The organism is Mesorhizobium loti (assembly GCF_013170705.1).
Taxonomy (GTDB): Bacteria; Pseudomonadota; Alphaproteobacteria; order Rhizobiales; family Rhizobiaceae; genus Mesorhizobium; species Mesorhizobium loti_D.
The window spans coordinates 6,190,168-6,204,503 of sequence record NZ_CP033334.1 but is presented as its reverse complement, the minus strand read 5'-3'; the positions used below and the strand labels follow the sequence as shown (position 1 = coordinate 6,204,503).

The following is a 14,336-nucleotide window of genomic DNA, read 5'->3' as shown; positions in this document are numbered from 1 at the left end:
TTTCCTTAATGTTTTTTTTGGACGGAAGCCGAACGAGATCGTTCGGTTGCTTTTTTGTGCTGATACGGGTGGGGAATGGTTAAGCAACTTTTAATATATGAGCGCGCGGTACCGGTATCACGCCAAAGCCACGGCGACTTGTCGGTCAAGACCGGCAACAATTTTGCTTTCGCCAGGCAGGTTAACTCGGTGCCGCTGATGGCCGCCGAATTTTCCGGTGCCGCGGCAGAATATGCCGTGGTTTTCGCCGGACAGGGCGAAAGTATAATTCCTGTGGTTCTGCTCGGCGTGCGCGACGGTGAGAATCTCTTTGTCAATGAGGACGGATCCTGGGGCGGGCGCTATGTCCCGGCGTTCCTGCGCCGCTATCCCTTCGTCTTCTCGAGCACCGATGACGGTGCGAATTTCACGCTTTGCGTCGACGAGGAATTCGAGGGCTGCAACCGCAAGGGGCGTGGCGAGCGGCTGTTCGACGGCGACGGCGAACGCACATTGTACCTGCAAAACGTGCTTGGTTTCCTGCAGGCCTATCAGGTGCAGTTCCAGCGCACCCAGGCGCTGACCAAGCGGCTCAACGATCTCAACCTGTTCGAAGCGATGCAGGCCCGCTTCACGTTGCGCGACGGCAAGACGCTGATGCTGTCGGGATTTTTCGCGGTCAACCGCGATCGGCTGAAGGCGTTGTCTGGCGATCAACTGGCCGAGCTTGCCAGGGCCGACGACCTGGAACTGATTTATTTGCATCTGCAGTCGATGCGCCATCTGTCGGCGACGGCCGAGCGCATGGGGGCGGGAGCGGTCGGGCTGAAAGATGAAGCGCCCGAGCCGGAAACTGCTCCGGAGCCTGCGGACGCATGATTTGAAGGAGGGCGCATTCAATGCGCCCTTTTTCGCCATTGGGCATGGAAATGGGCAGGGAATTTGGGGCGTTCCGCGCGGTTCATGAGATGAGCGCGCGAGCGGGGGGTAAGCGAAGATGGCATTTCCGTTCAAGTCGGAAGGCATTTCCGGCAGGCCTATATCGCACCGGCGGGCGAAGCTTTCTGAAATCCTGAAAGCCAAACTGGCGCGCTTGGTCAAGGGCTCGCGCGTGCAGCGCGAACTCGCCGACCGCATTCGGCTGATCTTCGATCCACTCGAGCCGCGCCTGCTGCTCAATGCCGACCTCAATGTCAATCTGGCAACCGACGGCCCGAACGTCGACCATGAAATCCTGGTCCGTCTGATCGAAGAGGTGCAGACGGTCAACAACGTCGCCACCACCATCCAGCAGGTCCAGATCATCGACCAGACCGATGGCGGCAAGGTGCTGGCATTCGGCGACCTGAGCACCATCAATGCCAGCGCAAACACGTCGTCGATCTCGATCACCGGCGGCAGCGGCAGGGATACGCTGAAAATCGACGAGGATTCGTTTGGCGCCAATACGCTTTCCAAGTCGATCCTGTTCGACGGCGGCGGCGGCAACGACAAGGTGGTGTTCGACAGCTCCGCCAACACCGCCTGGACGCTGAACGGCAACAATGCCGGCACCATCAATGGCGCGCATGTCGATGTGGCATTCACCGGCACGGAGAACCTGAAGGGCGCCGACGGCAACAACGACACCTTCACGATCGCGGCCGCGGGCAAGCTCAGCGGCACGATGGACGGTGGCTTCGGCGGGCAGGACACGATTGTCTATTCGGGAGGCCTGGCCGCCAGCAGCGCGACGCTGGGGGCGAACGGTTCCGGAAAGGTCACGTTCGCCAATCCGAACGGCTCGACGCTTGCCTTCGAGAACATGGAGCCTTTCGCCGTCGGTGGCGGCGTGCTCGTCGTCGACCGCTCGGCCACGGTTTCGGCGGCAGCCAACAAGAACGTCACCGTGCAGGCGAACGGCGCCAACTCCCTGCGCGTGATCATCGACGGCACCAATTACGATTCGGCGGCGACCAGCTAAGTCTGGCTCTATCTCGGCGACAGCGCCAATGTGACGACGCTTTCGTCATTGCCCAGCAATGCCGGCTTCTCGCTGATGCTGGATGCCGGCGAGGAGATCGCCGTCAATTCGGCCGTTTCAACCACGGGCAGCCTTGGCTTGAGCGCCGAGGACATCAACATCGGCTCCTCCGCCGTGATCAGCGCACAGTCGATCGACATAGAGGCCGTTGACTGGGCTCGCACATCGATCGACGCGGCCGGGATCGTTTCGACGCTCAGTGCAACGACGGCGACGTCGGCAACCGTCACCATCGCCGGATCGCTTGCGGCGGCCGGCGGCGCGGTGACGGTTTCGTCTCAGGTGTCCAACACGGTCAAGGCCCACGGCAAGGCTCAGAGCACCCTGCGCACCATCGCCGCGACGCTGACCGACACATCGACGGTGACGCTGGCTGCCACGGCGTCGCTCACCGGATCGGCGATAACGATAGCGGCCAACACCGGTGTCGATGTAGACCTGATGATCACCGAGGTTCCGATCCCCAACCTCCTTGGCCTTACCGAAGTCGTCGTGCCCGACAACGTTCTTGCGCTTACCAGCATCCCGCAAGACACGATCGCCCAGATCAAGGCCGGCTCCGGCGGCATTTTCGATACCAGCTCGCAGGCTTTCAATGACGCGCTGTCGCGCGGCGAGATTGCCGCGGAAGACCTGGCGACGATGGCGAAGACCGTCATCAACGGTTTTACGAACTCGCAGGTTCGATCCAACGTCACTGTCACCAACACGACGGCAACGTCGGTCGATGCCGCAGCAAAGATCATTCAGACCGGCGGCACGATCAACGATGGCGTCACGGACGTGCAAATCTCGGCCGCCGACGACAGCCGCGTTGCGGTCGATCTTCAGACCGAAACCGATGTGCTGATTCCCGGCACCGAGGGGATAGTCATCTTCTCGGCTATCAGTTCGGACACCAATGTCAATCGGACCACGGGCGTCACTGTCGGTCCCGCAACCGCCGCCGTCTCCACCCATCCAGTGGCGATCAGTGCCCATGGCGATGTTGCGCTCGCCGCGTCCAGCAAGGGCGAGGTGCGCAACGCCATTGTCTCGGGCTCGCTCGGCTCGGTGACCAATGTCGCCTCCGATGCAACGAAGGCGCTGGCCCGTGGGATCACCGTGAATGCCGGTGGACTGGAGGTTACGGCCGAGAGTGCGACCACCTACCGCTCGACCGGTCTCGACGCCGAGAATCGCGTCACTGGCGAAACCAGCGCCGGGATAGACGAGAGCGTTGTCAACGCCGGCACTGGCGGCGTTTCTGTGCTGGCCGGCGACTATTCGACCTTCATCGCGATCGCGACACCCTTCCAGCCGCGCGTGAACCCCAACGACACAGCGCCCTCGACGCAGGTCGCGCGCGTCAGCGTCATCAACATGGTGACCAAGACGACCGCCGCTTCGATTTCGCAGTCGAATGTCGACAGCGACGGCACGGTCACGGTCGCCGCGATAAACCAGACCAACCTTTTGGCCTACTCGTCCTCGGCCCCGGTCGGTGAGGATGCGAATGCCCCGATTGTCGCCAAGACAGCGGTCGCCGGCGTTCTGGCTGTCAACGTCGTCAATGGCTCGACCACGGCAACGATCGATCTCAGCGATGTCCAGACGACCGGCACCGCCGACGTCGTCGTTTCGGCCACCGACAACAGCTTCGTCGACGCAACCATCTATGTCGATATAGACGGTCGTGGTCCGGTCAGCCTGGCCATGGGTTCTTCGAAGGCTGTGACCGGGCTGGAGGCGCTCAACGTCATCGGCTTCAATGTCGGCAGCACGGCCGCTGGTATCGCCAGGGCGACGCTCGATGTCCTGCTCGGCACCCAGTTCTGGACCAACGAGCAACAGGTCAAGGTCAGTGCCACGATCTCGGATTCCGTGGTCGCGGCAGCCGGCGCGCTGATGGTCACGGCACTTTCGAAAGGCGTCGTCAACGCCACCGTCAGCAATGCCTCGCGCAATGTCTCCGAAGGCGGCATTCTCTCCAGCGGCGCGAAGTCGATCGGCGCGATCCTGTCGAGCAACCAGGTCAGCAGGCTTGCTTCGGCGACGATCGACGGCGGTTCGACTTCCAAGCAGGTCAGCGCGAGCGGCGCACTCGATGTCAGCGCCCGGGACGACACCACGATCAATTCCAACACCAAGATCGAGACGGCGGCGATCGCCTCCAGTGACGGCGGGCTGCACGCGCTTGCGGATCTGTTCGATGACGGGCAGAAGCCCGACACAGACCGCTTGCTGACCGACGACAAGGTGGTGCCGCTGGCCTATGGCACCAAGGTCGGACTCGATTACGACGTCAAGACCGATGGCAACACCGGCTCGATCGACGTCAAGACCGGCGATATCGTCTATGTTTCGGTGCTGGGCGGCGCCGGCCATCTCTACAAATATACCGGCCCCGACAAGCATATCGATTTCACGCATAGCTCCACGACCGTCGATTTCGCGACCGATCCCGCCTTCGTCCTGCTGACCGGCGAACGCGGGCAAACCTACACCTATCTGGGCGCCGACAATCCGACGCTCGACCTGACGGATCCGAGCCAGGTCGATTTCACCGACAAGGATCTGTGGAAGGCCGATCTCGATTATTCGATACTCGATTTCAACCTGCGCGCGACCAGCGGCAGCGCGATCGGCGCGGCCATCGTGTTCAACGACGTGCGTGGCGGCGCGACCGCGCTCATCAACAAGGCCAAAGTTCAAGCAGCCACTGTCTCGGTGACGGCGGATTCGACCGGCGCCATCCAGGCCATGGCGGATGTGCTCAGCGAAGCCGAAGGCGGTTCGCCGTTCAACCAGGATGCGCTGGTCCAGAAGGCGCTCGGTTCGGTCAAGGGCTTCCTGTTCAAGGCAGGCGCCACCAGCGGGCAGAGCGCTATTGTGGCAACCAACCTGATCCAGGGGCAGACCTCAGCCAAGATCACCAACGCCACCATCGGTACGAGTGCTAACACGGTCGGCGACGTCACCGTCCACGCCGAGAACCATTCGCTGATCGAGTCCGAAAACAAGACCGTCGCCGAAGTGGGAGAAGGCGAAAAGGCCGCGGCGTTCCAGATCGCCAACAACACGATCGGTTGGGAGCGCGGCAACTTCCTGTTCAACACGGTGGAGACGCTGCTCGGAGACGTCGTCGCCGATGTCGCCGGCGCGACGGGCGATACCAACACGTCGCTTCGCCATGAAAACCCGTTCAATGTCGAAGCCTCGATCACCAATTCCAACGTCACCTCCGATGGCGAAGTGCTTGTCGAGGCGGTATCGAGCGCGCTGATCACCGCGACGATCACCAACGAGGCCTCCGCCTCGGTCGAAGCCCTGTTTGACGGTGCGACGACCGGCTACGGCGCGGTCATTTCCGGCAATAAGGTCAGCAGCACGGCGACCGCGTTCATCAGCGGCGGCACGGTCGTCGCCAAGACGGTCGCGGTCAGTGCCGCCGACGAGGCCGGAATCGAAGCCACAACCGGCCTTGGCGTCAGTTCCCAGCTCGACAACACCAATGGTGTCAACATCGTCAACGAGATCGCCGGCGACATGCTGGACGATTACAAATACACGACGAAGTCGGGCACGCCTCATCTCAACCTGGGCGACACCGTTCGTATCAGCGACGCGGACGACTATGCGGGCACGGGCGAAAAGGGCGGCATCTACCAGTACATGGGACCGGACGGCGCGGCTGTCGATCTGGCGACGGCCAATTTCGACGATTTCGGCCTGTGGAAGAAGCTCAACAGCGACAACCTGATCCCGGCGGATCTGGCCAAGACGGGCCTTTTGGCGGCCGGCATGTCGGAGAAATCCGTGGTCGGCAATGCCACGGGCCTGGGCGGCATCTTCGACCGCAATCAGGTCAAGAGCAATGTGATCGCCAAGCTCGTCAACACGTCGGTGACCACGAACGGCGCGGTTTCGGTCACGGCGGATGAGTCCGCCACCATCACCGCCGTCGACACCAGCGTCATCGACTCCTGGGATTCGACCAGCGGCGTCTCGGTTTCCAATACCGTGCAGGGTGGTGCGTCGGCTTCCGTTGAGAACAGCTCAGTCACCAAGGCAACGAGTGGGATTGCCGGTAACGACCTGACCGTCAAGGCGACGACCAAAGCGACAATCGACGCAACGGCGCTCAGCCAGGCCTATGGCTCGGGCAGCGTCTACGGTTTCGTGCTCGCCTTCAACGCCGTCGGCTGGCAGCCGCAGAACCTGCTCTTCGATGCGGTCGACACGCTGATCGGATCACCCGAGATAGGCAAGGCGCTCGGCAACGAAACACCGGTGCTGACCACCGCCTTCATCACGAACTCCAGCATCGACATCGCCGGCGACATCGATCTGTCGGCCGTCAATGAGGCCGGCATCACCGCCACGACCGGCAACGAAACGGCGATGGACTGGACGAACACGTTCACGCCTTCCGCCAAATATGGCGTCAGCGGCACCGCGGCCGGAGCGATCCTGGCCAGCAACAAGGTCAGTTCGGGTGCGTCCGCCTATATCGACAACAGCGGTACCCCGGCCAGGACCGTCACCGCGGGCGGCGCGGTCGACATCGAGACCTCGAATGCGGCGACGATATCGGCCGACATATCGGTGGTGTCGACAGCCGCGCCGGGCAGCACGCTCGGCGCGCTGCAAGATGTCGTCAGCAAAGTGGCCGATGAACTGGGCGCCGGCGATTACAAATACACAACCAAGTCCGGAACACGCACGGTCGAGAACGGCGACAAGGTCCGTGTCGCGCTCGACTATCTCGACGCCAAATACGATCTCGACACGGTGAGCGGGTCCGTCGACATCACGCATGGCGATCTGGTCGAGAAGGGCGGCACTATCTACCGCTATCTCGGCGACGATCCGATCACCCAGACAAGCGGCATCACCCTGACCGACACGGCGCAGTGGAAGGCCCTCGATGTCAATTCGGGCGAGGTCTACAAATATATCGGCGACACGCCGTTCACCGCTGACCTCGGTGGCGGCTCCGTGGACTATTCCGACATCACGAAATGGCAGCAGCTGAAGACGTCCGACTTCGAGGACATCTTCTTCCCGGCAATCGGGAATGTGGTGACGACCAATTCCAAGGCGATCGGCCTGTCCATCGCCTACAACGACACCCGTGGCGATGCCAAAGCCTACATCAAGGGCACGACTGTCGCGGCCAATGGCGGCGACTTGACGGTTGCGGCCAAGGGCGCCTCGACGATCACGGCCTACACCACGAACACGGTTTCGGCCGCCGGCGGCAGCGGCATCGACGGCTCCGGCGACGTGCTCGGCTTCAGCGGCCAGATCGACACCAATGTCGTGCTCGGCAAGACCTCGGCCAGCATCGAGGACAGTTCGGTCACCGCCAGCGGCAACCTGGTCGTGTCGGCGGATAACGAGGCGCGCATCGACGCCAGGCTTTATTCGTCGGGCGTATCCGGCGCGACGGCTGTCGGTGTGACGCTCGCCTACAATTCCGTCGGTTGGGAAGCGCAGAACATTCTGTTCAACACGCTCGACACGCTGATCGGTTCGCCTTACCTCGCCGACAATGCCTTCGACGGCAATGTCGGCGCCGACGCCACCGCCTCAATTCTGAGGAGTTCCGTCGACGCCGGTGGCGGCATCGACGTCTCGGCGCTCAACAACGCGCAGATCAACGCTACCGTGTCCAATGCGGCCGTGACCGACACGGCGGCGCTGTACGGGGCATCCGGCGCCTCCTACGGCGCGGTGATATCGGGCAACAAGGTCTCGGGGGCCGCCAAGGCGACCATCGACAACAGTGGCACGACCGGCAAGACGATCAGTGCCGGCGACACGATCTCCGTCACGGCCAACGATTCCTCCGGCATCTATTCGAATTCCAAGCTGGTCGCCGAGACCTCGGTCAGCACCGATGGCGGCGCATCGATCATCCAGGAGACCATCAACGACATCCTGCCGGCCGATTACGACACGAAGCCTGACGCAGGCATCGGCACCAAGATCCGCGACATCAAATTTGGCGACCGTGTGCGCATCGCCGACGACTACACCGGTAATGTGGTCATCAATCTCGACCAGATGCTGCCGCCGTCGAAATTCCCGATCTCGAACGGCGACGCGGTCCAGTTCGAGGCTCCCGAAGGCGAGGACAGTGGCCCGATCTACCGGTACAATGGCGAGGACGGCGTCATCGATCTCGAGGCGCTGGTCAATGCAATCGACGCTGGCACGGAAGACATCGACAACGATCCTAACTGGACCCGCATCGGCGGTAACGCCGGCAGCATCTATATCTACATGGGCGACAACTCGAGCGGTCAGGGGCTCGATCTCGCCAGCACCGACTTCACTAATCTCGGCTATTGGAAGGAAGCGCCGGAGGCGACTGTCCTGCTGCAGGATCTGAACCTGTCGGCGGCGCCCTCGCGGGCGGTTGGCGGCCTGGTGGTCATGAACGACGTGCGCGGCGGTTCCGACGCCTCGATCAAGAACGCCACCGTCTCCACCACTGCCGGCGACGTGCAGGTTGTGGCGCTGGAAAGCGCCGACATCAAAGCCAAGGTTGACACGTCGATCACGGCGAATGGCGGCAGTTCGATCGACTGGGACGGCGATTCCAAGACCGACGGCAGCAACGGCAAGCCGGCCGACACGGATCCCGGCACCGACCACAAGCCGGGCTCGCCGGCCGATCCGGCCAATCCCGTGACGCCGGCCGATCCGAAGGAAGAGACACCGGCAGACAAGGTGTTGGCGATCAACGGCACCATCGCCACCAACATCGTGCAGAGCAGGGCCACGGCTACGATCTCCAACAGCGACGTGACCAGCACCGGCGCCGTGACCGTGGCCGCGCAGAACGTGTCTGCAATCAAGGCCGATACGCAGAGTTCGGCCTACACAAGCGGCGGCGACACGGGCGGCGTGACGCTCGCCTTCAACACGATCGGCTGGAAGGCGAGCAATGTGCTCTTCAACGGCGTCGACGCCCTGCTTGGCGACGACCTGATCGCCGACGCGTTCGGAGGCCGCAATCCGGCGATGACGCAGGCGACCATCGTCGATTCCAACATCGCGGCCGGTGGCGCCGTTTCGGTGACGGCCGACAACAAGTCGATCATCGACGCTACGGTCGGCAACAAGGCTACCTCGTCCTCGACCTCGATTTCGGGCACGGACGGCAAGGCCTTCGGCTTCATCCTGGCGATGAACAAGATCGCCAGCGAATCCACGGCATCCATCGACAACAGCGGTGCCTCGACGGCCCAGGTCAAAGGCACGGACGTCACGGTGGCCTCGACAGACGATGCCTCGATCACGTCCGACGGTAAAGTTCAGGCGCTCGCCGAGATCAAGAATGATTACGGCGCCTCGGTGGTCACCAATCTGATCAATTCGGCGCTCGGCAGCTATCAGTTCACCACCAAGTCCGGTGTCCAGACTGTCAACAGCGGCGACCTCGTCTATATCGACGACGATACGGGCCTCAACGGTCCGGCAACCGGCGAAAAATGGGTTTATGACGGCCCCGACGGCGCGTCGATCGATCTGTCGAGCATCGATTTCTCGGACGGCAACTGGTCCAAGTTCATCGCTACCGACATTGTCGACTGGATCAACACCAACCTCGTGCCCAGCCTGGCCGGCGGCAGCGCCATCGCGGCGGGCGGCATTGCCACCCGCAACGACATTGACAGCGGTGCGTCCGCCACGGTCACAGCTGCCAGTATCATCGCCACCGGCAACGTGCTGGTCTCGGCGCTGCAAACCGGGATGATCACCGCCACCACCACGGCGCGCGTGGAAGCTACGGGCAGCGCCAAGGGCAAGTCGATCGCCGTCAACGGGGTCATCGCCACCAACAACGTCGTCAGCCATGCCACCGCGCTGGTCGAGGACAGTCACGTCGAAGGCGCCGACCTCGCCGTCACGGCGGAAAGCCAAGCGTCGATCGACGCCTCGATCGACGCCGACACGATCGCCAAGGCGACCGCGGCCGGCATCACGCTGGCTTTCAACACGATCGGGCTCGCCGGGCAGAACTTCCTGTTCAACACCGTGGATGCATTGGTCGGCACCAGTCTTGTCGACACCATCTACGGCCACGATCCGGCCGCGCAGGTCAGTGCGCGGATTTCGAATTCGACCACCGACATGAGCGGTGCCCTGACCGTCTCGGCGACGGCTTCGCAGACGATCAACGCGGAAATCTCCAACTACGTGAAGACCCTGCGCGGCGGTGCCCCGACGGCGGTCAGCGTGGGCGGCGTTTTCGCCCTCAACCGGGTCATCAATTCCGTCGAGGCGGCGATCGAGGACTCGACCGGCATCGACGCCGACGGCTTGGTCACGGTCTCGGCCAGCAACATCAGCGAGATCACATCGCATGTGGTCCTCCCCGTCATAGCCATCAACTACACTTACGGCCAGGATCCTGACGGTAAATCCGTTTCGATCGGGCTGGTGGTGTCGCGCAATGCGATCGACGCCACGGTTTCCGCCACCATCGACAATGTGTCCGACCTCAATGCGGGCAGCGTCTCGGTCACCGCTTCGCAGGCTGGCAAGATCGATGCCACGGCGGCGGCGGCTTCCGTGTCGGTGGCCGCCGGAACTGGCAGCGGGCTGGCAGTCGGCGTCGCCGGCACCATTGCCTTCAACACCATACTGGGCGCGGTCGGCGCGCTGATCCAGGACAGCGATGTGCAGGCGACCGGCGACGTCACCGTGTCCGCCACCAACAGCGCCGACATCGACGCCACCATTGCGGCCGCGGCCGCCTCGGTCGCCGGAGGTTTCAATTCGTCGGGCACCGCGATTGCCGTCGGGATCGTGCTTGCCTTCAACTATGTCGGCTATGCCGGCAGTATCGAAGCACCCGGAGTGGCGACACCGCTGAAAACCGAGGCGCGCATCCGCAATTCCAGCGTCGGCGGTTCCAAGTTCGGCGTGTCGGCGACGTCCGGCCAGACCATAGATGCGCTTACCGTTGCAGGTTCCGTCGCGGTCGGCATTTCGGCGTCCGGCAACGGCACATCCTTCAGCGCCGGTGGCGTGTTTGCCCAAAACAGCATCGCAGCCGACACAACGGCACTGATCGACGGCGGCACTGTCGCCAACGGCAAATCGACCATCACCGCCGGCGCCGGCGGCGCCGATGTCGAGGCAGTGAACACAAGCGAGATCCATGCGCTGGCCGCGGCCGCAACGGTCGCCGCGTCCTTTGCCGCTAAAAATGCGACCGCTATATCGATCGGCCTTGCCGTCGCGCTCAACGACATCAAGGGCAGCGTTGGCGCCGGCGTCGCCGACACGGATGTGACTTCGGACGGAGCGGTCAAGGTAAAGGCCGACAATCACGCCGTCATTGATGCCAAGGGCGCCGCGGCGTCGATAACGGTCGGTTTCTCCGGCAACAATTCGATCGCCATCAGCGGCGCGGGCGCCGCGCTGTCCAACATCATCAACGTCGATACTTCGGCTTCGATCGTGGACTCGGACATCATCGACAGCGCCAGCGTCGATGTCGAGGCGCTGAGCGAATCGACGATTACCGCCACCGTGCTTGCCGCGTCCGTCGGCATCGGCGTGGGCGCGAATGCCGGCATCGGCGCCTCGATCGGCGCCGCCGTCGCCATCAATCGCATCGGCGACTGGTCGGTCGAGGAAGAGGAAGACGATGCGAGCGGCCAGACCTTGCCGACAGGCAATGCAACGCTTGCCAGCGACGGCACCAACGGTGTGCGCGCCTTCATAAGCAACACCGATGTGAACAGCGACGGCCAGGTGAAGGTCGATGCGCATTCCACCGGTTCGATCGAAGCCATTGTCGCGGCTGGGTCGGTTGCGATCGCCGGCGGCGGGTCGACCGGTGTCGGCGTCAGCGTCGCGGGCGTCTACACGCTGAATTTCGTCGCGGTGGCGACCCAGGCCTATATCACCGACGCCAGCAGCGTCTCCGTCGGATCGATCGACATCTCGGCCAAGGACGAAACGACGATCAACGTGCTGGCCGGCGCGGCAAGCCTTGCCGCCGGCATGGCCGGCACCACCGGCGTCGCCGTGTCGATCGGCTTCGCCATGGCGCAGAACAAGATAGAGAACAACGTTGCCGCCTATCTCAAGAACGCCGACAGCGTGGACGCGACGGCGGGCGGCATTTCGATAAGCGCCGAAAACGCCGCCAAGATCCACTCGACGGTTGCCACCGCCTCCATCTCGGTGGCTATCGGCGGCTCCGCCGGTATTTCGTTCAGCGGCGGCGGCGCGGTGGCGCTCAACAACATCGCCACCGACACCAATGCCTTCATCGAGGCGAGCGGCATTTCACAGGCGGATTCCATCTCGGTCACCGCGAGCGGGTCCTCGACCATCAAGGCGGAGACGCTCGCCGTGTCGCTTTCGCTCGGTATCGGCGGCGATGTCGGCGGCGCGGCATCCTTCGGCGCGGCAGTGGCGGTCAACGAGATCGGCCATGGCGAGGCGGACCGCGACCAGGTGCAGGCCTATCTGCGCGGCAGTTCCATCGAAGCCACCGGCGCGCTTACGCTGGGCGCGACCTCGAGCGGAACCATCGACGCCATCGTCGCCGCCGGGTCGGCCGCGATCGGCGCCGGCACGGCCGGCGTAGGCATCAGCGGCGCCGGCGCCGGTACCCGCAACACGGTCGCGGTGCGCACCGCCGCGTTCCTCGACGATCCGAGTGATCAGGCCGGGTCCGTCATCACGGTCGGCTCGGCGGCTATCGGCGCCACCGACACGTCCCACATCAACGCGATCGTCGGGGCGGCGTCGCTGGCGGCCGGCTTCGGCGCCGTGGGTGTCGCCGTCACCATCGGTATCTCGGTCGCTCTCAACGACATCCACAACGACACCTATGCGGGCATCCTCGATGGGCAGACACTAACCACGACATCGGGCGCGATCTCCGTCAAGGCTACCCAGAGCGCCACGATCGACGCCATCTCGGTGGCGGCATCGATCGGCATCGGCATCGGCGGCGCCGGCGGCATCGCGTTTTCGGGCGCGGGTGCCGCTGCCAAGAACACGATCAACGACAACACGATCGCGACCGTCGTCGGCAGCACGCTGGTCAGCGCCGGCGCGGTTACCGTCGAGGCGCTTTCGACATCCTCCATCACCGCCAAGATCGCCGCGCTGTCGCTCGCGGTCGGGGCGTCGGCAGGTCCCGGTATCGGCGCCGCCATCGGTGTCTCGGCCGCCATCAACCGGATCGGCAACTGGACTGTTCCCAACAATCCAGACAATGATCCGACCCTGGCGCCGATCTTCAACGCGACCGGCAGCGGTGGCGTCAGTGCCACGATCATCAACAGCGGCGTGACGGCGGGCGGCACGCTGACGGTTCATGCTAAGGCCGACCAGACAATCGACGCGTTGGTCATCTCTGGCGCCGTAGCGCTCGGTGCCGGAACCGTCGGTGTCGGCGTCGCCGGCGCGGGCGTCTACACCGAAAACATGATCGGCGTGCTGACCGAAGCCTCGATCACCGGCAAGTCCGCCGCCGACAAGGCGACGATCAGGGCGGCCAATGTGACGGTGGGCGCGGAAGATACCTCGCACATCACGGCCAAGGCCGGCGCCGCCGCGATCTCGGCGGCCGTCGGTCTAGTGGGCGCCAGCGTCAGCTTCGGTGTCGCGATCGCCAAGAACACGATCGCCAACGATGTCGACGCCCATTTCGATTTCGCCGATGTGGCGGTCACCGACATACCGATCCACAATCCGACTTACACCAGCGGCGCCGAGACGAACGTGCCGGCACCCGCCGCCGCACCGGGCACCATCACGGTCTCGGCTACGGAAGGTGCGACGATCGACGCCATTTCGGCCGCTGCCGCCGTCGCAATTTCCGGAGGTGCGGTGGCCGTATCCGTCGCTGGCGGCGGTGCCGTCGCGACCAACGTCATTCTCGGCGGAACCCGCACCTACGCGCTCGACAGCGTCCTCGACGCGGGCGGCGACATTGGCTTCAGCGCCGCGAACACATCGGCCATCACGGCGGACATCGTCGCCGCGGCCGTTGGCGTGGCGATCGGCGGCGTTGCGGTCGGTGCCTCGCTCGGTTTCGGCGTCGCGCTGAATTCCATCGGCTACACGGTCGGCGGTGCGCGCTCCGCGGTCGAGGTTTCAGCCTATCTGAAGGACACCAATGTCGACACATATGGCGCGCTCGGCGTGTCGGCGAACTCCGACCAGTCCATCGATGCCAATGTCGCCGCCGCATCGGTCGCCCTCTCCCTCGGCATGTATTCCTTCAGCGCCGCGGGCGCGGCCGCCACGACGCTGAATCGCGTCGGGGCCGACGTGCACGGCTTCATCGAGGGTGGCATCATCAAAG

The 14,336-nt window shown here is 63.7% G+C and carries 3 protein-coding genes (1 of these 3 running past the window's edge); all 3 read left to right on the top strand.

Going from position 1 to position 14,336, the window contains the following annotated elements:
• Positions 1–75 precede the first annotated feature (75 nt).
• Positions 76–858 (top strand): SapC family protein, encoded by a 783-nt coding sequence (locus EB815_RS30245; protein ID WP_056565063.1) that lies wholly within the window; start codon positions 76–78, stop codon positions 856–858.
• Between the two features lie 118 nt (positions 859–976).
• Complete coding sequence (locus EB815_RS30240; protein WP_065004916.1) at positions 977–1,942, top strand: LEPR-XLL domain-containing protein; 966 nt, start codon at positions 977–979, stop codon at positions 1,940–1,942.
• 30 nt (positions 1,943–1,972) lie between these two features.
• On the top strand, positions 1,973–14,336 hold the start of the coding sequence (locus EB815_RS33470) for a hypothetical protein (RefSeq protein ID WP_155772366.1). The gene runs 16,817 nt beyond the window's last position; 12,364 of the gene's 29,181 nt are visible here — the first part of the coding sequence; it begins with the start codon at positions 1,973–1,975; the stop codon falls past the right edge of the window.